Origin of the sequence: Streptomyces sp. 7-21, assembly GCF_016741785.1 — a bacterium.
GTDB lineage: Bacteria > Actinomycetota > Actinomycetes > Streptomycetales > Streptomycetaceae > Streptomyces.
Genome location: NZ_JAERRL010000004.1, coordinates 386,285 through 406,665 on the forward strand (window position 1 = coordinate 386,285; position 20,381 = coordinate 406,665).

General features: G+C 71.3%; 18 protein-coding genes and 2 tRNA genes. 17 read left to right on the forward strand and 3 right to left on the reverse strand.

What is annotated here, in order from left to right; genetic code table 11:
• Positions 1–9 precede the first annotated feature (9 nt).
• The 4 genes from JK356_RS07430 (at position 10) to JK356_RS07445 (ending at position 3,890) form a co-directional block, all read left to right on the forward strand.
• Positions 10–489 (forward strand): ribose-5-phosphate isomerase, encoded by a 480-nt coding sequence (locus JK356_RS07430; protein ID WP_201866746.1) that lies wholly within the window; start codon positions 10–12, stop codon positions 487–489.
• Between the two features lie 9 nt (positions 490–498).
• Positions 499–1,344 (forward strand): Fpg/Nei family DNA glycosylase, encoded by an 846-nt coding sequence (locus tag JK356_RS07435; protein ID WP_201866748.1) that lies wholly within the window; start codon positions 499–501, stop codon positions 1,342–1,344.
• A 507-nt stretch (positions 1,345–1,851) separates the two neighbouring features.
• Positions 1,852–3,009 carry a PP2C family protein-serine/threonine phosphatase gene (locus JK356_RS07440; protein WP_201866749.1) on the forward strand — a complete coding sequence of 386 codons (1,158 nt, stop codon included), beginning with the start codon at positions 1,852–1,854 and terminating at the stop codon, positions 3,007–3,009.
• Positions 3,010–3,185: 176 nt separating this feature from the next.
• The gene (locus tag JK356_RS07445) at positions 3,186–3,890 is read left to right on the forward strand and encodes a M23 family metallopeptidase (protein ID WP_201866750.1); all 705 of its coding nucleotides are present in this window, start codon (positions 3,186–3,188) and stop codon (positions 3,888–3,890) included.
• 50 nt (positions 3,891–3,940) lie between these two features.
• On the opposite strand, the gene JK356_RS07450 is transcribed toward JK356_RS07445, so the two are convergent.
• A complete protein-coding gene (locus JK356_RS07450) occupies positions 3,941–5,098 on the reverse strand; it encodes an acyltransferase family protein (protein WP_201866751.1) in 1,158 nt (385 codons plus the stop codon).
• A gap of 519 nt (positions 5,099–5,617) precedes the next feature.
• Here JK356_RS07450 and JK356_RS07455 point away from each other — a divergent pair.
• Positions 5,618–5,839, forward strand: a complete 222-nt coding sequence (locus JK356_RS07455) for a hypothetical protein (protein WP_201866752.1) — start codon at positions 5,618–5,620, stop codon at positions 5,837–5,839.
• Positions 5,840–5,917: 78 nt separating this feature from the next.
• Here the strand turns inward: JK356_RS07455 and JK356_RS07460 are convergent.
• A tRNA-Gly gene (locus JK356_RS07460) sits at positions 5,918–5,988 on the reverse strand.
• Between the two features lie 141 nt (positions 5,989–6,129).
• Between JK356_RS07460 and JK356_RS07465 the strand changes: the two genes are divergently transcribed.
• The 5 genes from JK356_RS07465 (at position 6,130) to clpX (ending at position 10,673) form a co-directional block, all read left to right on the forward strand.
• Positions 6,130–6,203, forward strand: a tRNA-Pro gene (locus tag JK356_RS07465).
• 110 nt (positions 6,204–6,313) lie between these two features.
• Positions 6,314–7,747: a trigger factor gene (gene tig / locus JK356_RS07470; protein WP_201866753.1), complete on the forward strand. Its 1,434-nt coding sequence runs from the start codon at positions 6,314–6,316 to the stop codon at positions 7,745–7,747.
• Positions 7,748–7,898: 151 nt separating this feature from the next.
• Positions 7,899–8,504, forward strand: a complete 606-nt coding sequence (locus JK356_RS07475) for an ATP-dependent Clp protease proteolytic subunit (protein WP_201866805.1) — start codon at positions 7,899–7,901, stop codon at positions 8,502–8,504.
• Between the two features lie 64 nt (positions 8,505–8,568).
• Positions 8,569–9,216, forward strand: coding sequence for an ATP-dependent Clp protease proteolytic subunit (locus tag JK356_RS07480; protein ID WP_201866754.1), 648 nt, complete (start codon positions 8,569–8,571; stop codon positions 9,214–9,216).
• A gap of 155 nt (positions 9,217–9,371) precedes the next feature.
• A complete protein-coding gene (clpX, locus tag JK356_RS07485; RefSeq protein ID WP_201866755.1) occupies positions 9,372–10,673 on the forward strand; it encodes an ATP-dependent Clp protease ATP-binding subunit ClpX in 1,302 nt (433 codons plus the stop codon).
• A gap of 122 nt (positions 10,674–10,795) precedes the next feature.
• Here the strand turns inward: clpX and JK356_RS07490 are convergent, their stop codons facing one another.
• Positions 10,796–11,920, reverse strand: a complete 1,125-nt coding sequence (locus tag JK356_RS07490) for a hypothetical protein (RefSeq protein WP_201866756.1) — start codon at positions 11,918–11,920, stop codon at positions 10,796–10,798.
• Between the two features lie 185 nt (positions 11,921–12,105).
• Here JK356_RS07490 and JK356_RS07495 point away from each other — a divergent pair, with 185 nt between their 5' ends.
• The 7 genes from JK356_RS07495 to mreD all read left to right on the forward strand — a co-directional run bounded on the left by JK356_RS07495 (position 12,106) and on the right by mreD (position 20,381).
• Complete coding sequence (locus JK356_RS07495; RefSeq protein WP_201866757.1) at positions 12,106–14,748, forward strand: valine--tRNA ligase; 2,643 nt, start codon at positions 12,106–12,108, stop codon at positions 14,746–14,748.
• A 55-nt stretch (positions 14,749–14,803) separates the two neighbouring features.
• Positions 14,804–16,330 carry a folylpolyglutamate synthase/dihydrofolate synthase family protein gene (locus JK356_RS07500; protein WP_201866758.1) on the forward strand — a complete coding sequence of 509 codons (1,527 nt, stop codon included), beginning with the start codon at positions 14,804–14,806 and terminating at the stop codon, positions 16,328–16,330.
• Complete coding sequence (locus JK356_RS07505; RefSeq protein WP_201866759.1) at positions 16,330–16,665, forward strand: DUF4233 domain-containing protein; 336 nt, start codon at positions 16,330–16,332, stop codon at positions 16,663–16,665. The genes JK356_RS07500 and JK356_RS07505 overlap by 1 nt, the downstream gene beginning before the upstream one ends.
• 108 nt (positions 16,666–16,773) lie before the next feature.
• Positions 16,774–17,187: a nucleoside-diphosphate kinase gene (gene ndk / locus JK356_RS07510; protein WP_201866760.1), complete on the forward strand. Its 414-nt coding sequence runs from the start codon at positions 16,774–16,776 to the stop codon at positions 17,185–17,187.
• 335 nt (positions 17,188–17,522) lie between these two features.
• Entirely contained in the window at positions 17,523–18,545 is a 1,023-nt protein-coding gene (locus tag JK356_RS07515) for a rod shape-determining protein (RefSeq protein WP_201866806.1), read from the forward strand.
• 117 nt (positions 18,546–18,662) lie between these two features.
• On the forward strand, positions 18,663–19,670 hold the full coding sequence (gene mreC, locus JK356_RS07520; protein WP_201866761.1) for a rod shape-determining protein MreC: 1,008 nt from the start codon (positions 18,663–18,665) through the stop codon (positions 19,668–19,670).
• A gap of 3 nt (positions 19,671–19,673) precedes the next feature.
• Positions 19,674–20,381 (forward strand): rod shape-determining protein MreD, encoded by a 708-nt coding sequence (gene mreD, locus JK356_RS07525; protein ID WP_201866762.1) that lies wholly within the window; start codon positions 19,674–19,676, stop codon positions 20,379–20,381.

Below are 20,381 nucleotides of genomic sequence, written 5' to 3' on the forward strand. Positions count from 1 at the left end.
CTCCCGTTCATGCGCGTCTACCTCGGCTCCGACCACGCCGGCTACGACCTGAAGGAACACCTCGTCCACTGGCTCACCGAGCACGGCCACGAGCCGGTGGACTGCGGCCCGCACGCCTTCGACCCCGCCGACGACTACCCGCCCTACTGCCTGCGCGCCGCGGAGCGCACCGCGGCCGACCACGGGGCGCTGGGCATCGTCATCGGCGGCTCGGGCAACGGCGAGGCCATCGCGGCCAACAAGGTCGAGGGCGTGCGCTGCGCCCTGGCCTGGAGCGAGGAGACGGCCCGGCTCGGCAGGGAGCACAACGACGCCAACGTGCTGTCGATCGGCGCCCGCATGCACAGCACGGACGAGGCCACGTCCTTCGTCGCCGTCTTCCTGTCGACGCCCTACTCCGGCGAGGAGCGGCACAGCCGCCGCATCGCCATGCTCGCCGACTACGAGACCAACGGCACCCTGCCCCCGCTGCCCGGCGCCGAGGGCTGAGGGGGCAGGATGCCCGAGGGCCACACGATTCACCGCCTGGCCGCCGGATACGCCCGGCGGTTCGGCGGGCGGGCGGTACGCGCGGACAGCCCGCAGGGGAAGTTCACCGACGGCGCCGCGCTGGTGACGGGCCAGCGGCTGGCCGGCACCGAGGCCCACGGCAAGCACCTGTTCCTGGGCTTCGCCAGCTCCCCGGGCCCCGCGGCCGCCCCGGCCGAGGAGCCGGTCACCTGGATACACATCCACCTCGGCCTCTACGGCACCGTCCGGTTCGGCGACGGGCCGCCTCCGCCGCCCGCAGGGCAGATCAGGCTGCGCCTGGCCACCGACGAGGCCCACGCCGAACTGCGCGGCCCCACCGTCTGCGCCCTGGTCACCCCGGGCGAGAAACGCGCCCTCACCGGCCGTCTCGGCCCCGACCCGCTGCGGGCCGACGCCGACCCCGAGCGCGCCTGGCACCGCGTGAGCGCCAGCCGCACCCCGGTCGCCGCGCTGCTGCTCGACCAGTCGGTGGTCGCCGGCGCCGGCAACGTCTACCGCGCCGAGGTCCTCTTCCGGCACGGCATCGATCCCTACCGCCCGGGACGCTCCCTCACCCGGGGCGAATGGGACGCGCTGTGGTCGGACCTGGCCGGCCTGATGCGCGAGGGGGTGCGCACCGGCCGGATCGACACCGTCCGCCCCCAGCACACTCCGGAGGCGATGGGCAGGCCGCCCCGGGTCGACGACCACGGCGGCGAGGTCTATGTCTACCGGCGCGCCGGCCAGCCCTGCTACCTGTGCGGCACGGCCGTGGCCACCGCCGTGCTCGCCGGGCGCAACCTCTTCTGGTGCCCCGGCTGCCAGACCCGCTGATTCGGCTGCCTGCTGTCAGTCTCCGGCCGTATGCTCAAGCCAGCGTGTCCGGGCAGGGGGCCAGGGGGTGTGCGGTGGGTACGGCAGCGGGCGGACCAGCGGGCGGGGCGGCAGCAGGAGCCGTGCGCCGGCCAGACGGCGATGACCGGGGAGACGGCGAGCGAGCCGGCCGCCAGCGAGGCGTCGCCCAGCCGGGCCGCGCCCAGCGCGCCGACCGGCGGCGCCGGCGCCTCCCGCGTCCGCGCGCACGAGGCACCTTCGGGGCCGGCCAGCAGCCGCCCGGACACGGTGCCGCCAAGGCCCCATGCCAGGGCGGACTGCCGCCGGACCAGGCCACCGGCCGCAGCACCACGCAGCCCGGTCGCCTCCGAACCGGCCCTGTCAGAGCGGCGGGCGGCGGGCGGCGTGGTCTCCGCCGAGCGGCCCGCCGGGCCGTTCCCGCCCCGGGGGGAGCGGAGGCCAATGGGGTTCGACGGACGGCCGAACGGGTGGATAGGGTCCCGAATCATGGCGCGCGGTAGTAAGTCTGCTCCCCCTCCCGGGGCCCGGAGGCTGAGGGTCCATAAGGCGCTGCACCGCGCCCGCACCGCGGCCCGCCGCGCCGCCGTGGACTACTTCCGCGGTGACGCCTCCGACTGGCTGGCCTTCGTCTCGCTGCTGCTGACGGTGCCGCTGCTCAGCGGCGCCACCGTCGCCTGGTCCGACTGGTGCCCGCCCGAGTCCCTGGTGCTGCCGCTCGTCGCGGGCGGCCTGCTGCTGCGCCCGGCCAGCCTGCTGGGCCTGTACGCCGTCGTGGCGGCGGCGCTCATGCTCCAGACCGTGCTGATCGACGACAGCCGCTCCCGGGCCGACCCGGTCACGCCCGGCTCCATCCTCATCGTGGCCTGCGTGGCGCTCATCGGCCTGCTGATAGCGCAGTTCCGCAGCCGCGTCGGGGTGCCCTGGCGGCGCGGCGGGACCATGCTGTTCGACCTGCGCGAGCGCATCCGCACCCAGAGCGCGCTGCCGCGGCTGCCCGCCGGATGGCACCGCGAGGTCTCGCTGCGCCCCGCGGGCGGCCAGTACTTCTCGGGCGACTTCGTCGTCGCTGCCCGCACCGGGCGCGGCCAGCGGACGCTTGAGGTCGTGCTCACCGACGTCTCCGGCAAGGGCATGGACGCCGCCTCCCGGTCCCTGCTGCTCTCCGGCGCCTTCGGCGGGCTGCTCGGCTCGCTCCCGCCGCACGCCTTCCTGCCGGCCGCCAACGGCTACCTGCTGCGCCAGGACTGGGAAGAGGGCTTCGCGACCTCCGCGCACCTGGTCCTGGACCTCGACACCGGCGAGTACGAGCTGTACTCGGCCGGGCATCCGCCGGGCCTTCAGCTCAACGCGGGGACCGGCAAGTGGCAGGAGATCGCCGGGGAGGGGCCGCTGCTCGGCGTCTACGACGGCGCCGAGTTCCACCCCGCCACGGGCCGGCTGCGCCGGGGCGATGTCCTGATGCTCTTCACCGACGGCCTCGTCGAGCGCGCCGACCGGGACCTGTCCGAGGGCATCGACCGGCTCACCGGCGAGGCCGACCGCTACGTGACCACCGGCTTCCGCGGCGCCGCCTGGCACCTGATCGAGGCCGTCGCCCGGGACGTCAACGACGACCGCGCGCTGGTGCTGATCTCCCGTGAGTAACCCGAAACCGTGATCACTCGGTGGGGGCAATCGGCCGCCCCGCGTGTCGTCGCCGGGTGAGGCCGCGCTGAGCTGGGCGGAAGCCGGGCACGGTGCGTCCGCCCTGTCCGCCGATCGGCGGTGGCGCGGGGCGGACGGGAGATGCGGGCGGCGGCGCGCTGCCGTTGGCTCGGGGCATGAGCGCTGACACGAAGCAGCCACCGGCGGTGACACGGCGTCAGCTCCCGCGCCGCCCCCCTCCGACCGGTCGCGCGGCACGGCACCTCGCCACCTGCGCCCTGCTGGGGAGCCTGGTCCTCACCGGCCCCTGGACGACGTTTCCCGCCGCCTCGGGGCAGGACGCCAAGCCGCCCCGCCCGTCCAGCCCTTCGAGCGTCGCGGGCCGCGCGGCGCCGCCGTCACCCGCCATCCCGTTCGAGCCGCCGGCCGTGCCCGGCGTGGTGCCGCTGCCGTTCTGGGCCGTCACCCGGGCCGAGGCGTGGACCGCTCCGGTGGCCGGCTACGAGATCTCCGCCCCCTACGGCCTTCCCGGAAGCTGGGCCGCCGGCTACCACACCGGGGTGGACTTCGCCACCCCGGTCGGCGTGCCCGTCAGCGCCGTCGGCCCCGGCACGGTCGAGTTCGCGGGGGAGTCGGGGGACTACGGCAATCTCGTGATCGCGCGCATGAGCGACGGCCACTACACGCTGTACGCCCACCTGTCGGAGATCTCGGTCTCCCCCGGCGAGACGGTGGCCGCGAACGTCCGCGTCGGAATATCCGGCGACACCGGCCGCAGCACGGGCCCGCACCTCCACTTCGAGGTGCGCACCAGCCCCGAGTACGGCACGGACGTCGATCCGGTGGCCTACCTCGCCAGCCACGGCGTGCACCTGGCCTGACCGGCCCCGGCGGGCCCCGCGGCCCCGGCGCAGCGGCCCCGCGGCCGTCCTCAGCCGGCGTGCGCCTCCGCCCGGGGCCGCGGCGGGGCGGACGGCGACGGCCGGGGCCGGTCAGGCTTGAACGCCCAGTCCATGGTCGGCTCGATGACGATCCGGAAGACCTTCCGCACCGGCGCCGTGCACAGCGCGGTGATGAGCACCGCGGCCATGAGCGTCACCGCCACCTCGCCGGCCGGCGTGGTGACCCACTCCGCGTCGTACCAGCCCCACCAGCGTGAAGCCTTGGCGATGAAGCCGTGGAGCAGGTAGCCGTAGATCGTGCCCGCGCCCAGCGCCGTCATCCACAGCTGCCGGCGCGGCACCCACGCCAGGAAGCAGGCCGTCAGCAGCAGCCCGCAGCCGAACAGCGCCAGGCTCATCAGGATCCCCGTCCACCAGGGAGCCGCCAGCTCCTGTGCGGCGTCGCTGCGGTAGAACCAGGCGTGGTTCATGCGGGGGACGGCCCAGTAGGCGCACGCCAGGGCCGCCAGGAAGACCGGCACCGACACGGCCCGCACCACCGGGCGGCACAGCCAGGTGAAGTGCTCGCGCCGCAGGTGCAGCCCGATGACGAAGAAGGGCAGGAACTGAAGCACCCGCTGGAGGTTGAGGTCCGCCCCGATCTGCGGGGAGACCGCCCCGACGGCGGCGATCGCCAGCGAGACGGGGACCGGCCAGCGCACGATGCGCCACAGCGGGGAGGTCAGCCGCCACACGAACAGCGCGGCCAGGAACCACGTCACGTAGTACGGGTCCAGCAGGCTGAACGGCTCGAGCGGCGGGGTTTCCGAGTCGCTGGCCCACCGCATGAACAGCACGTAGGCGACCTCGAAGATCAGGTACGGCACCGCGACGCCCGACACCAGCCGCTTCAGCTGGTCCGGCCGTGCCGTGAACGTCCGCGAGAAGTAGCCGGCGATCAGGATGAACGCGGGCATGTGGAAGGCGTACACGAACAGATACAGGGCGGCTGCGGTGCGTGAGTCGTCCCGCAGTGGCGTCCAGCAGTGCCCGAGGGCGACCAGGACGATGGCCAGGTACTTCGCGTTGTCGAAGTACGGGTCGCGCGGCTTCACCCGGGCCGGGCCGTCCGTGACCGCCAGTGGGGGATCGGCCGCGTTGCCCCGGGGCGCGGACGACTGGGCTCGTTGATTACGGACGTGCAACATCGGCCGCACGATAGTGCGTGTCGTTGCCCTGGCGCTAATCACCCTCCGATATCCGCGCCCGGATTTCATGAAGGTTTATCCAGTGAAACGAGACCGAGGCGTGAAGGTGATCACCGGGCGGGGCGCCGCTCGCGCGCGACGTGATCGAAAGCAGCCGTCATGTCTGGTCTGTCGCGTGGTTTGTACAGATATGCGCCGTGGCAGGTGCGCTCCCTCGTGTGGGTGGCCCGCACCGGCGCTCCGTCCCTCGCGGACGGTGCGGGCGCGGGGTGTGACGCATTTCTCGCCCCCCTGGAATCCGCTGGAAAATGACGTGATTTCGGCTTACTCCGCGTGTCCGGGTGCTAACGACCGGGTAACGAACCACCTCGGTACGCAGGGTGCCGATCCAGCCGCTCCGAGCGCCACCGCCCTCCCCCGGCCAGGGAGTTGATGGCACGATGGTCCCTGCGGGGGTGCGGCGGCCGTGGTCAAGCCCCTGGCGGAGCAGTGGCGAACCTTCCGAAGGTGTGATCAGTTGTGGTTATCTCGTTCTCGCTGACCCTGCTGTTCGGCGTGATCCTCTTCTTCCTGATCCGCGGAGGGACCATCAAGTGGGGCCCCGCCATCGTGGCCATCCTCTTCGGCTTCACCCTCGCTTCCACCGGCGCCGCCGAGCCCATAGAGGACTTCCTCAACTCCGTCACGGACTCAGTCAACGAGGTGGACGAATCCATCACCGACACTGACCTCGGCCAGTGACGGCCCGCCGCCTCCCCGCCCAGAGCGCTGCGGCACAGGAAAACGGCCCGGCTCCCCACGGGAGCCGGGCCGTGTGCGAGCGGGCGACGGGAATCGAACCCGCGTAGCTGGTTTGGAAGACCAGGGCTCTACCATTGAGCTACGCCCGCGCGGTGCCGTGCGGCACGCACCCGCATCGTACCAGCGGGACGCCGCGGCCCGGGTGCCGTCCCGATCCCGGCTTTCCCACAGGTCCGGCCGGAAATGCCCCCCTGGGGCCCTGTACGCTACGTGTCGCGACGCGAGCCGGACGGGGTGTGGCGCAGCTTGGTAGCGCGTCCGCTTTGGGAGCGGAAGGCCGTCGGTTCGAATCCGGCCACCCCGACTGCGTACGATGGAGGGACGCGTGAAAACTTGCGCGCCAGCAGTGTGCCCGCGCGCGCAAGTGTCCGCCAGTGCCACCTCACTCCCGATGTCAGCCCAAGGAGACCGACCGTGAAGAGCGCCGTGGAGACCCTGAACCCCACCCGGGTTCGGCTCACTGTCGAGGTGCCCTTCGAGGAGCTCAAGCCCAGCCTCGACGCGGCGTACAAGAAGATCAACCAGCAGGTCCAGGTGCCCGGCTTCCGCCGCGGCAAGGTGCCCGCGCGCATCATCGACCAGCGGTTCGGGCGCGGCGCCGTCCTGGAGCAGGCGGTGAACGACGCCCTCCCCAAGTTCTATTCCGAGGCGGTCGCGGAGGGTGAGCTCAGCACGCTCGGTCAGCCCGAGGTGGACATCACGGAGCTGAAGGACAACGAGTCGCTGACCTTCACCGCCGAGGTGGACGTCCGGCCGGAGATCGAGATCCCGGACCTGTCCGACGTCGAGGTGACCGTCGACGCGATCGAGGTCACCGACGAGGACGTCGACCAGAGCATCGAGCGGCTGCGCGAGCGTTTCGCCTCCACCACGGTCGTCGAGCGCGCCGCCGCCGAGGGCGACGTCGTGCGGATCGGGCTGAGCGCCACCGTCAACGGTGAGAAGGCCGAGGGTGCGGTCCCGCCCAACGCCACGTACACCATCGGCTCCGACGAGCTGATCGAGGGCCTGGACGAGGCCGTCACCGGCCTGGAGGCGGGCGGCAGCGCTACCTTCACCGCCGAGCTGAAGGACGGCCCCGCCAAGGGCCAGCAGGCCGAGATCACCGTCACCGTCGAGAACGTCTCCGAGCGCGAGGTTCCCGAGCTGGATGACGAGTTCGCGCAGCTCGCCAGCGAGTTCGACACCCTGGAGGAGCTCCGCGAGGACAGCCGCAAGCGGCTGACCGACCAGAAGAAGTACCAGCAGGTCACCGAGGTCCAGGAGAAGGTCCTGGAGGCGCTGCTGGAGCGGACTGAGATCCCGATGCCGGAGAAGCTGCTCGCGGACGAGATCGAGACCCGCAAGCACAACCTGGTCCACCACCAGCTCGGCCAGATCGGCATGGACCTCAACGCGTACCTGAAGATGCGCGACCAGTCTTCCGAGGAGTTCGAGGCGGAGCTGAAGGAGCAGGCCGAGAAGGGCATCCGGACGCAGTTCGTGCTCGACGAGGTCGCCAAGCGCGAGAAGATCGCGGTCAGCCAGGAGGAGCTCACCGAGCACCTGGTCGCCCGCGCCCGCTCCGTCGGGATGTCGCCGGACCAGTTCGTGCAGGCCGTCGTCCAGGGCGGCCAGGTCCAGATGCTGGTCGGCGAGGTCAGCCGCGGCAAGGCGCTCGCGTCAATCGTCGACAAGGTCAGCGTCAAGGACAGCAACGGCGAGGTGGTCAGCCTCGACGACGACGGCGACGGCAGCGACGGCGGCGATGGCAGCGACGGCACCAGCGCTGACGAGGCCGGCACCGGGGCCGGGGCGGACGCCGGAGCGGACGAGACCGCCGGGGGCGAGGAGAAGCCGGGCGCCTGACCCTGCGCTCACAGCGAACAGTTCCCTGGTCGGGACGGGCCGGTCGGCGCCGCGCGTTAGGGTCCCTAGATACAACGCAGACGCCAAGCGACGACCGGGCGAGAAGCCGCGGCCGTTACGAGAATGAGCAGGTGGACACGTGACGCTCTCGATGCCCCCCGCCATGGCGGAGCCGACCAACGGCGGCAGCCTCGGCGATCAGGTCTACAACCGGCTGCTCAACGAGCGGATCATCTTCCTCGGCCAGCCCGTAGACGATGACATCGCGAACCGGATCACGGCGCAGCTGCTCCTGCTCGCCGCGGAACCGGACAAGGACATCTTCCTCTACATCAACAGCCCCGGCGGTTCCATCACCGCCGGCATGGCGATCTACGACACCATGCAGTACATCAAGAACGACGTGGTGACGATCGCCATGGGACTGGCCGCCTCCATGGGGCAGTTCCTGCTGACCGCGGGGGCTCCGGGCAAGCGGTACGCCCTGCCGAACGCGGAGGTGCTGATCCACCAGCCCTCGGCCGGACTGGCGGGCTCCGCTTCGGACATCAAGATCCACTCGGAGCACCTGCTGCGGACGAAGCGGAAGATGGCGCGGCTGTCCGCCATGCACTCGGGCCAGACCCTGGAGCAGTGGGAGCGGGACTCGGACCGCGACCGCTGGTTCAGCGCCGAGGAGGCCAAGGACTACGGCCTCATCGACGAGGTCATCACCAGCGCCGCCGATATCGCGGGCGGCGGCGGCACGGGCGCCTGAGCCCCCGCCCAGGCGCGCCTGTTCCGGCCCTGTTCGCAGCCCTACCCCAAGGCGGTACTCACCGATGAACAACTTTCCCGGCTCCGGCCTCTACGACCGTCTCCCGGCCGAGTCCCGGTACATCGTTCCGCGCTTCGTCGAGCGCACCTCCCAGGGCATCCGCGAGTACGACCCGTACGCGAAGCTCTTCGAGGAGCGTGTGATCTTCCTCGGCGTGCAGATCGACGACGCCTCGGCCAACGACGTGATGGCCCAGCTGATCTGCCTGGAATCGATGGACCCCGACCGGGACATCGCCATGTACATCAACAGCCCCGGCGGCTCGTTCACCGCGCTGACGGCCATCTACGACACGATGGAGTTCGTCAAGCCGGACATCCAGACGGTCTGCATCGGCCAGGCCGCCTCCGCCGCCGCGGTGCTGCTGGCCGCGGGCACGCCGGGCAAGCGCACCGTGCTTCCCCACGCCCGCGTCCTGATCCACCAGCCGTACAGCGAGACCGGCCGCGGCCAGGTCTCGGACCTGGAGATCGCGGCCAACGAGGTGCAGCGGATGCGCCTCCAGCTCGAGGAGATGCTCGCCAAGCACTCCAACAAGCCGATCGAGCAGATCCGCCAGGACATCGAGCGCGACAAGATCCTCACCGCCCAGGAGGCCGTGGACTACGGTCTGGTGGACCAGATCGTGACGACGCGCTCGGCGACTATCTGATACCGGCGTGGCCCATCCCCCTTGGCGTGGAACGCCCACCACGGTGGGATTCGCGCTAAGGGGGGCCAATCCGGCGGGGCGACAAGGTACCGTCGTCTTCAGCAAGCACCAGGCACCGTCTCCCCGGCGGTGCGCAGGCGAAGGGGAAGCACCTCGTGGCACGCATCGGTGACGGCGGCGATCTGCTCAAGTGCTCTTTCTGCGGCAAGAGCCAGAAACAGGTGAAGAAGCTCATCGCGGGCCCGGGGGTCTACATCTGCGACGAGTGCATCGATCTCTGCAACGAGATCATCGAGGAGGAGCTCGCGGAGTCACCGGAGTCGGAGCTCGGTGAGCTGCCGAAGCCGCGCGAGATCTACGACTTCCTCGACAGCTACGTCGTCGGTCAGGAGGACGCCAAGAAGGCGCTCTCCGTCGCCGTCTACAACCACTACAAACGGGTGCGGGCCAGCGAGGCCGAGGCCGGCCAGGGGCGTGAGCGGGACGAGGACATCGAGCTCGCCAAGTCCAACATCCTGCTGCTCGGCCCCACCGGCTCCGGCAAGACCCTGCTGGCGCAGACGCTGGCAAAGATGCTCAACGTCCCCTTCGCCATCACCGACGCCACCGCCCTCACCGAGGCGGGGTACGTCGGGGAGGACGTGGAGAACATCCTCCTGAAGCTCATCCAGGCCGCGGACTACGACATCCGCAAGGCCGAGCAGGGCATCATCTACATCGACGAGATCGACAAGGTCGCCCGCAAGAGCGAGAACCCGTCGATCACCCGGGACGTCTCCGGGGAGGGCGTCCAGCAGGCCCTGCTGAAGATCCTGGAGGGCACGACGGCGGCCGTCCCGCCGCAGGGCGGGCGCAAGCACCCGCACCAGGAGTTCCTCCAGATCGACACCAGCAACGTGCTGTTCATCGTCGGCGGCGCCTTCGCCGGGCTCGACGACATCATCCGCGCCCGCTCCGGCGCCCGCGGCATCGGCTTCGGGGCGGACATCCGCTCCAAGCGCGACCGCGACAGCGCCGAGCTGCTGGCCGAAGCGCTCCCCGAGGACCTGGTGAAGTACGGGATGATCCCGGAGTTCATCGGCCGTCTCCCCGTCATCACCTCGGTGCACAACCTCGACCGCGAGGCGCTGCTGCGCATCCTCGTCGAGCCGCGCAACGCGCTGGTGAAGCAGTACCAGAAGCTCTTCGAGCTCGACGGCGTGGAGCTGGAGTTCGACCGTCCGGCGCTGGAGGCCATCGCCGACCAGGCGATCCTGCGCGGCACGGGAGCGCGGGGGCTGCGGGCGATCATGGAGGAGGTGCTGATGTCCGTGATGTACGAGGTCCCCTCCCGCCAGGACGTCGGCCAGGTCGTCATCACCGAGGCCGTGGTCCGGTCCAACGTGAACCCCACGCTCGTGCCCCGCTCCCGCCTGACCAAGCAGCGTTCGGTGCCGCCGCAGGAGAAGACGGCCTGAGATCCGGCCAGCGCCTGGCCGCCGGCCACCTGACGCACTCGCCCAAACGCCCTGGGGCCCGCGACCGCCGAGCGGCCGCGGGCCCCAGGGCGTTGTGACGCCGCCTTGGGCGGTGCGCCGGGTCAGCCGGCGTTCACCAGGGAGTCGGCCCGCAGCTGGCGCGTGTACTCGCCGGCCTGCTCGATCGAGACGGGATCGGGCGCGACGAAGGTCGGCGGGTCCTCATCCATCGGGTCGAAGTCGGAGGGCAGGTCGGGCAGCGGCGAGTAGTACACCATGCCCATGGTGCTGTGGTCGGCCCAGACGCACACGGTCGTCTCCTGGACGTAGCCCAGCAGCGGGTCGGGCTCGGTGCCGTTGGCGATCTGGCACTGGAGCGACACCTCGCCGTCCGACAGGTCGACGGGGCTGCCCTGCAGCTCAGCACCGGCGTTCATGCCCTGGCCCAGCTGCTCCTCGGCGAGGCCGAACATCGCGCTCACGGTGGCGTCCGGGTTGTCGATCTGGCCCCACAGGCCCAGAGCGCCGGAGAGCACCGAGCCGTCATCCCACATCCCGGTATTGGCGAACCGGCCCGGGTCCGAGGTGAGGTACTGCGCCTCGTCGCTCTCCACGTCTCCCAGGCCGAGCCGCCGCAGCTCCTCGTCGCTGGGCTCGCCGAAGCCCGGGCTCTCCGCCATCTGCTGGAACTCGCCGGACTGCTGGGGGAAGGAGAGGGCGTAGCTCGGGCCGGCGGGCGGCGCGCCGCCGTTGGCGCCCTCGTCGGTGCCGTCGCCGGCGTTGTCCTCGCCGTTGCCGTTGTTCTCGTTGTTCTGGTTGTTCTCGTTGTTTTCGCTGTTCTCGCTGTTCTCGCCCTGGGCGTTGTCGTTCTCGTCGTCATCGCCGCCGCTCGTCAGGAAGAAGACGAGGCCACCGATGAGGGCGACCGCCACGATCGAGGCGATCACGATCAGCGTCGTGCGGTTCTTGTTGCCCCCCTGGCCAGGCGGCTGGCCCGGCGCCCCGCCGAACGGCGGCTGCCCGTACGGACCGGGCTGCGGTGCGCCAGGAGCGCCGGCCGGCGCACCCGGCGGAGGCGGCGGCGCCTGGCCCGGCTGCTGCGGGTAGCCGTAGCCGGGCGCAGGGGAACCGGGGGCACCGGGGGCACCGGGGGCACCGCCGCCCTGGGCGTACGGATTCGGGCCTCCGCCGGGCGGCGGGCCCTGCGGCGGCTGCCCGTAGGGTCCCGGCGGTTGGTTGTTGCTCATGGTGCTTCCCCTCAACGAACACGGCATTCCGATGCTCAGCCCATCCTGTCTGACGGCGATCAGCGCTGTACATCGGGGGCGGCGTTCTGCATCGGAACCGGGACAAAGTAGTAGCGGAGCGTGCCGGGCCCGCAGCGGAGAACTGAGTTCTGGCCCGGCCGGTGCTCCCTCTACACTGTGGAGCCGTGACCGAGAACACCCAGCAGCCCGTCAACGGACGCCACGACGCCCCCGCAGACCTGCCGAAGCAGTACGCGCCGGCCGAGGTAGAGGGAAAGCTGTACGAGCGCTGGGTAGAACGTGGTTACTTCGAGGCGGATGCGAAGAGCGAGAAAGAGCCCTACGCGATCGTCATCCCGCCTCCGAACGTCTACGGGAACCTCCACATCGGGCACGCCTTCGAGCACACGCTGATCGACGCCCTCACCCGCCGCAAGCGGATGCAGGGCTACGAGACGCTGTGGCAGCCCGGCATGGACCACGCGGGCATCGCCACGCAGAACGCGGTGGAACGGCAGCTCGCCAAGGAGGGCAAGTCCCGCCACGACCTCGGCCGCGAGGCGTTCGTCGAGCGCGTCTGGCGCTGGAAGGCGGAGTCCGGCGGCAAGATCCAGGGGCAGATGCGCCGCCTGGGCGACGGCGTCGCCTGGTCCCGCGACCGGTTCACGATGGACGAGGGCCTCTCCCGCGCCGTCCAGACCATCTTCAAGCGGCTCTACGACGACGGCCTGATCTACCGCGCCGAGCGCATCATCAACTGGTGCCCGCGCTGCCTGACCGCGATCTCCGACATCGAGGTGGAGTACGAGGAGACCGACGGCGAGCTGGTCTCCATCCGCTACGGCGACGGCGAGGACTCGATCGTCGTGGCGACCACCCGCGCCGAGACGATGCTCGGCGACACCGCCGTCGCCGTCCACCCGGACGACGAGCGGTACGCCCACCTCGTCGGCCGGCAGATCAAGCTGCCGCTGACCGACCGCTCCATCCCCGTCGTCGCCGACCCGCACGTGGACCCGGAGTTCGGCACCGGCGCCGTCAAGGTCACGCCGGCACACGACCCCAACGACTTCGAGATCGGCCGTCGGCACGACCTGCCGCAGCTGACGATCATGGACGAGAACGCCGTGATCACCGCCCACGGCCCGTTCCAGGGCCTGGACCGGCTGGAAGCGCGTTCCGCCGTCGTCGCCGCGCTCCGTGCCGAGGGCCGCGTCGTCGCCGAGAAGCGCCCGTACTCCCACTCCGTCGGTCACTGCTCGCGCTGCGGCACGACCATCGAGCCGCGGCTGTCCATGCAGTGGTGGGTCAAGGTCGGCCCGCTGGCCAAGGCCGCCGGCGACGCCGTCCGCGACGGCCGGGTCACCATCCACCCCAAGGAAATGACCACCCGTTACTTCGAGTGGGTGGACAACATGCACGACTGGTGCATCTCGCGCCAGCTGTGGTGGGGGCACCGGATCCCGGTCTGGTACGGGCCCAACGGCGAGACCGTCTGCGTCGGCCCGGACGAGGAGCCGCCGTCGGGCGAGGGCTGGCACCAGGAGACCGACGTCCTCGACACGTGGTTCTCGTCGGGCCTGTGGCCGTTCTCGACGCTGGGCTGGCCGGACAAGACCGACAGCCTCGCGAAGTTCTACCCGAACTCCGTGCTGGTCACCGGCTACGACATCCTCTTCTTCTGGGTCGCCCGGATGATGATGTTCGGTCTGTACGCCATGGACGGGGTGCAGCCGTTCCACACCATCGCCCTGCACGGCATGGTCCGCGACCAGTACGGCAAGAAGATGTCCCGGTCGTTCGGCAACGTCGTCGACCCGCTGGAGTGGATGGACGCCTACGGCGCCGACGCCGTCCGCTTCACCCTGGCGCGCGGCGCCAACCCCGGCGTGGACGTGCCGGTCGGCGAGGACTGGGTCCAGGCCTCGCGCAACTTCGCCAACAAGGTCTGGAACGCCACGCGGTTCGCGCTGCTCAACGGCGCCACGGTCGCCGGCCCGCTGCCGCCCGCCGAGGAGATGTCCGCCGCCGACCGGTGGATCCTCTCCCGCCTCAACGCGGTCATCGCCGAGGCCGACGCGTACTACGAGGACTACCAGTTCGCGAAGCTGAGCGACACGCTCTTCCACTTCGCCTGGGACGAGGTCTTCGACTGGTACGTCGAGCTGACCAAGAGCACCTTCGCCGGCGAGGCGCCCGGCGGCGAGCGGGCCGCCGAGGTCTCCCGCCGCGTGCTCGGCGAGGTCCTCGACGTCACGCTGCGGCTGCTCCACCCGCTGATGCCGTTCGTCACCGAGGCGCTGTGGACCACGCTGACCGGCGGCGAGTCCGTCGTCATCGCGGACTGGCCCCAGGACTCCGGCTTCCGTGACGCCGCCGCCGAGCGCGAACTCGCCGACGTGCAGCGCCTGGTCACCGAGGTGCGCCGGTTCCGCGCCGACCAGGGGCTCCAGCCGGGTCAGCGCGTGCCCGCCCGCCTCGACCTGGCGGACACCCCGCTGGCCGCCCACGAGAAGGCCGTCCGCGCCCTGCTGCGGCTGACCGAGCCGGGCGAGGACTTCTCCGCCACGGCCACGCTGCCGGTGGCGGGCGTGAGCGTCGCGCTCGACCTCTCCGGGGCCATCGACGTCGAAGCGGAGCGCAAGCGGCTGTCCAAGGACCTCGCCGCGGCCGAGAAGGAGCTGGCCCAGACCACCGCGAAGCTCCAGAACGACGCGTTCCTCGCCAAGGCGCCCGAGCACGTGGTCGCCAAGATCCGCACCCGGCGCGAGACCGCCGAGGCGGACATCGCCCGCATCACCGCGCAGCTCGAGCGCCTTCCGGGCTGAGCCGCCGCCCGGGGGTCGCCGGGGTCTTGGCCTGGGTTCTCCGTAGACTGGCCGTGTGACACAGCGCGACCGTCCTACTCCCGGGGCCCCCGGCGGCCGGGGCGAGGACCCGTTCGAGGAGATCGTCAGCGTCGAGAGCGGGCGTGATCCCGACCTCGCGGCCATCGAGGCCGGCAGCCGGACGCTGCGTACCCAGACCGGTGCCCGCCGCCCGGACGACCTGCCGGGCCGGCCCGCCGATCCCGCGACCGACCAGGCGCTGCGGGAGGTGGAGGCCGAGCTGGCGCAGCGCTGGGGCGAGACCAAGCTCGACCCCTCGGTGGTCCGCATCGAGGCGCTGATGGACGTGCTCGGGGAGCCGCAGCGGGCCTATCCCGCGATCCACGTCACCGGCACCAACGGCAAGACGAGCACCGCGCGCATGATCGACGCGCTGCTCGCCGCCCTGGAGCTGCGCACCGGGCGCTACAGCAGTCCGCACGTCCAGTCGATCACCGAGCGCATCAGCCTGGACGGCTCCCCGGTGCCGGCGGAGCGGTTCGTCGAGCTGTACCACGAGATCAAGCCATATCTCGAGCTGGTGGACGCGCAGCAGGAGTACCGGCTGTCGTTCTTCGAGGTGCTCACGGGCATGGCGTACGCGGCCTTCGCGGACGCGCCCGTGGACGCCGCCGTGGTCGAGGTCGGCATGGGCGGCACCTGGGACGCGACCAACGTCATCGACGGCCGCGTCGCCGTCATCACGCCCATCGCCCTGGACCACACCAGCCGGCTGGGCACGACGCCCGAGCAGATCGCGGGGGAGAAGTCGGGCATCATCAAGCCCGGCGCCACGGTCATCCTCGCGCAGCAGCAGGTGGAGGCTGCCGCCGTGGTGCTGCGGCGGGCGGCCGAGGTGGACGCCACCGTCGCGCGCGAGGGCCTGGAGTTCGGCGTGCTCTCCCGCGAGATCGCCGTCGGCGGCCAGCTGCTGACGCTGCGGGGCCTGGGCGGCGAGTACCCCGACGTCTTCCTGCCGCTGCACGGCGAGCACATGGCGCACAACGCGGCCGTCGCGCTCGCCGCCGTCGAGGCGTTCCTCGGCGTGGGCCAGGACGGGCGCGCGCTGGACGCCGACGTGGTGCGGGAGGCGTTCGGCTCGGTCACCTCGCCCGCCCGCCTGGAGGTGGTGCGCACCAGCCCGACCGTGATCCTGGACGCGGCGCACAACCCGGCCGGGGCCCGCGCCGCCGCGTCGGCCGTCTCCGAGGCGTTCGGTTTCAGCCGTCTGATCGGCGTGGTCGGCACCAGCGCGGACAAGGACGCCACCGGGCTGCTGGAGGCGTTCGAACCGCTGTTCACGGAGGTCGTGGTCACCCGGAACGCCAGCCACCGCGCCATGGACCCGGACGCCCTGGCGGCCCTCGCGGTCGGGGTCTTCGGTGAGGAGCGGGTGCGGGTCGAGCCGCGTCTGGACGACGCGCTGGACGCGGCCGTCTCGCTGGCCGAAGAGGAGCACGAGTACGCGGGCGCCGGCGTCCTCGTCACCGGCTCGGTCATCACCGCCGGCGAGGCCCGGCTGCTGCTGAGAGGAGGCCGCTGATGCGCACGCTCTGCGCGAGCACGCTGGCGACCGAGTTCATCGTCATCGGCCTGGCCGCCCTGGTCGTCACACGCCTGACCGACGTCTCCTCCGGCACCGTCTGGGCCGTCAGCGGCACCGCCATGGCGCTGTGCCTGCTGCTGTGCGGCCTGATCGGCAGGCCGGGCGGCGTGCAGCTGGGGTGGGTGCTCCAGATCGGGCTGATCGCCAGCGGCCTGGTGCTGCCGGCGATGTTCGTGCTCGGCGCTGGCTTCGCCGCTCTGTGGGGTGCTTCGGTGCATTTCGGCCGGAAGGTGGACGCAATCAAGGCGGCCCGGGCGGCGCAGACGGCGTAACGTCGGCCTGGGGCCGAACGCGTGAGCCGCCCCCGGTAGGGTGCGGCTTTATCCGGAACCCGGAGCTTCGGCGTTCGTCTTGACCCCCGACCCCAGGAGCCGCCTGTCATGACCCAGCGCACCCTTGTTCTGCTGAAGCCCGACGCCGTCAGCAGGGGCCTGATCGGTGAGATCACCAGCCGCATCGAGCGGAAGGCCGGGTGGCGTATCACCGCGCTCGAACTGCGCACGCTGGACCGCGACACCCTCAAGGCGCACTACGCGGAGCACGAGGGCAAGCCGTTCTACGAGCCCCTGCTCGAGTTCATGAGTTCGGGGCCGAGCGTCGTCATGGCCGTCGAGGGCGAGCGTGTCATCGAGGGCATGCGCGTTCTGGCCGGAACGACGGACCCGGTCACCGCCGCCCCCGGTTCGATCCGCGGTGACTTCGGCACCGTCGTGCGGGAGAACCTGATCCACGCCTCCGATTCCGAGGAATCGGCCGCCCGCGAGCTCGACATCTTCTTCCCCGGCCGTTACTGAAATGCCGTCAGCGCCCCTCGTCCGGGTGAGGCGCGTCAAGCGCCCTGTGATCCGTACCGGTATGTACAGTCGGACGGAGGAACTCATCACCCGAACGCGACGTCCCCACGATGGAGGGCGGGACAGGTTCCGCGGACAATGGCGAAACCGGCGCTCCGGCGCGCCGTGTCCGTCTGGCCGCGGATACGATGGCTGTGCCGCCCCCGCCCTCGTCACGGGGCAGCCCTCAGTCCTGCTGGCTGGGAGCGGGAGGCGCCTTAGGTTTCATCGCACGCCCTGCCGACCTCTCCGCACATATCGCTCTGGAAGGCCCATGTATCTCTATGGCGAACAGTATGTCGTTCATCGGCCGTGACATGGCAGTCGACCTCGGGACGGCCAATACGCTGGTGTACGTCAGGGGTCGTGGGATCGTCCTCAACGAGCCGTCCGTCGTCGCTATCAACACCAACACCGGCGGCATTCTCGCGGTCGGCGCGGAAGCGAAGAAGATGATCGGCCGCACCCCGGGCAACATCGTCGCTGTGCGCCCTCTCAAGGACGGCGTCATCGCCGACTTCGAGATCACCGAGCGGATGCTCCGCTACTTCATCCTTAAGATCCACAAGCGCCGTTATCTGGCGAGACCGCGGGTGGTCATCTGCGTGCCCTCGGGGATCACCGGGGTGGAGCGCCGGGCCGTCATCGAGGCCTCCACGCAGGCGGGCGCGCGCCAGGTGCACATCATCGAGGAGCCGATGGCCGCCGCGATCGGCTCGGGCCTGCCCGTGCACGAGGCCACGGGCAACATGGTGGTGGACATCGGCGGCGGCACCACGGAGGTCGCGGTCATCTCCCTGGGCGGCATCGTCACCGCGCAGTCGATCCGCGTCGCCGGCGATGAGCTGGACAACGCCATCATCCAGCACATCAAGAAGGAGTACAGCCTCCTGCTCGGTGAGCGCACCGCGGAGCACATCAAGATCACGATCGGTTCGGCCTTCGAGAGCACCGAGGTGGACGAGAACACCGAGATCCGCGGCCGGGACCTCGTCAGCGGCCTGCCGAAGACGGTCGTCATCTCCGCGGCCGAGGTGCGCAAGGCGATGGAGGAGCCGGTCAACGCCATCGTCGACGCTGTGAAGACCACACTGGACAAGTGCCCGCCCGAGCTGTCCGGCGACGTGATGGACCGCGGCATCGTGCTGACCGGCGGCGGCGCGCTGCTGCGCGGTCTCGACGAGCGGCTGCGCCGCGAGACCGGGATGCCGATCCACATCGCGGAGAACCCGCTGGACTCCGTGGCCCTGGGCTCCGGCAAGTGCGTGGAGGAGTTCGAGGCGCTCCAGCAGGTCCTGGACGCGCAGCCCAGCAGGTAGCCCCGGCAGACCAGGGGCGTACCCGGCGGTCCACCGCGAGGCGGACACTCAGCCGCGCGGTGGACCGTTGACCAACTGACCGCACCACGCACCGATCCAGAAAGGCACGGCCGCTGAGTGAGGGACACACGAGAGAGCCGGCTGCTTCTCGTTCTGCTGATCTGCGTCGCCTTCGCGCTCATCACCGTGGACATGCGCAGCGGCGAGGACTCCCCGCTCGACGGGCCCCGCGAGGTCGCGGCGTCGGTCTTCGGCCCCGTGCAGGAGAGCGTGGCCTCCGTCGTTGACCCGGTGGCCAACGCCATAGAGGCGGTGCGTGAGTCGGGCGACCGGCACGACCGGATCACGCAGCTGGAGCGGGAGAACGCCGAGCTGCGGCAGCAGCTCGGCAGCGAGGCCCACCGGGACGCCCGCGCCGAGCAGGTCGAGGAGCTGCTGGGCACCGCCGGCGCCGGGCAGTACACGATCGTCGGCGCGCAGGTCATCGCGATCGGCGCCACCCAGGGCTTCTCCTGGACGGCGACGATCGACGTCGGCAGCGATGACGGCATCGAGCGCGACATGACCGTGCTCAACGGTGACGGGCTCGTCGGCCGCGTCACCACCGTGGGGCCCAGCACCTCCACGGTGCTGCTGGCCAGCGACCCCAGCTTCACCGTCGGCACCCGCCTGGAGGGTTCGGAGGAGATCGGCTTCGCCACCGGCCGCGGCGACAACGCGCTCGACGTGCAGCTGCTCAACCACCAGGCGCAGGTGCGCCAGGGCGACCGCATGGTCACCTTCGGGTCGCAGGACAACCGGCCGTTCGTGCCCGGCGTGCCGGTGGGCGAGGTCGTCAGCGTCGACCGCGACGCCGGCGACCTGACGCGGACGGTCCGGGTCAGGCCGTACGTGTCGTTCACGCAGCTGGACATCGTCGGCGTCGTGGTGCAGCCGCCCCGGGACAACCCGCGGGACGCCGTGCTGCCGCCGCGTCCCGAGGACCGCGAGGACAACGACCAGGAGCGCGGTGGCGGCGGCCAGGACGACCAGGACGGCCGGGACGACCCGGACGGCCAGGACGGCCAGGCCAGTGAGGACGGCCAGCGTGACGCCACCGACGACCAAGCCAGCACCAGGAGCTGACCGATGCGCCTGACCCGCACCGTGCTCACGGCCCTGCTCGTGGCCGTGGCGCTCGTCCTCCAGGTCACCGTGCTCGCGCGGCTGCACCTCCCCGGTGCCGTGCCCGACGTGCTGCTGCTGACCGTGCTGGCGCTCTCGCTCGTCTACGGCCACGTCGGCGGCGCACTGACCGGCTTCTTCGCCGGGCTGCTCGCGGACGTCGCGCCCCCCGCCGACCACGCCGTCGGCCGCTACGCGCTGGTGCTGTGCGTCATCGGCTACGCCGCCGGGCTCACCAAGCCCGAGACGGGCCAGCACCGTTCGGCCACCGTCCCGATGCTCGTCGTCGCGGGCGGGGCGCTCAGCTCCACCCTGCTGTACGCGGGGGTCGGCGCCCTCGTCGGCGACACCGTCGCGCGCGACGTCGGCCTGACCCAGCTGCTGGTCACCGCGACCATCTACGACCTGCTGCTGGCGCCGTTCACGGTGCCGCTGCTGATGAGCCTGGCGCGGCGCCTGGAGAGCGACCCGCTGGCCGGCGAGAACACCTCGGGCACCGCCGCGGGCGGCGACAGCAGCGCGGGCTGGCTCCCCAGGGCCGGCACCGGCCTGCGCACCCGCGCCCCCCGGCGCAGCCGCTACGGGCGCGCCGCGGGCGGCCCGCGCTCCACACTGCTGAGCCGCTCCGCCCGCAGCCGGGCGGGCCGTATCAAGGGAATCAAGAGGCTGTGA

Bases quoted from the DNA above. Each gene is read 5' to 3' on its own strand.
- JK356_RS07430 (WP_201866746.1), top strand. From the start codon at position 10: ATGCGCGTCTACCTCGGCTCCGACCACGCCGGCTACGACCTGAAGGAA.
- JK356_RS07450 (WP_201866751.1), bottom strand. From the start codon at position 5,098: ATGTTGCACGTCCGTAATCAACGAGCCCAGTCGTCCGCGCCCCGGGGC.
- JK356_RS07445 (WP_201866750.1), top strand. From the start codon at position 3,186: ATGAGCGCTGACACGAAGCAGCCACCGGCGGTGACACGGCGTCAGCTC.
- JK356_RS07515 (WP_201866806.1), top strand. From the start codon at position 17,523: ATGTCGTTCATCGGCCGTGACATGGCAGTCGACCTCGGGACGGCCAAT.
- ndk (WP_201866760.1), top strand. From the start codon at position 16,774: ATGACCCAGCGCACCCTTGTTCTGCTGAAGCCCGACGCCGTCAGCAGG.
- JK356_RS07475 (WP_201866805.1), top strand. From the start codon at position 7,899: ATGCCCCCCGCCATGGCGGAGCCGACCAACGGCGGCAGCCTCGGCGAT.
- JK356_RS07480 (WP_201866754.1), top strand. From the start codon at position 8,569: ATGAACAACTTTCCCGGCTCCGGCCTCTACGACCGTCTCCCGGCCGAG.
- mreD (WP_201866762.1), top strand. From the start codon at position 19,674: ATGCGCCTGACCCGCACCGTGCTCACGGCCCTGCTCGTGGCCGTGGCG.
- JK356_RS07440 (WP_201866749.1), top strand. From the start codon at position 1,852: ATGGCGCGCGGTAGTAAGTCTGCTCCCCCTCCCGGGGCCCGGAGGCTG.
- JK356_RS07490 (WP_201866756.1), bottom strand. From the start codon at position 11,920: ATGAGCAACAACCAACCGCCGGGACCCTACGGGCAGCCGCCGCAGGGC.
- JK356_RS07435 (WP_201866748.1), top strand. From the start codon at position 499: ATGCCCGAGGGCCACACGATTCACCGCCTGGCCGCCGGATACGCCCGG.
- JK356_RS07505 (WP_201866759.1), top strand. From the start codon at position 16,330: ATGCGCACGCTCTGCGCGAGCACGCTGGCGACCGAGTTCATCGTCATC.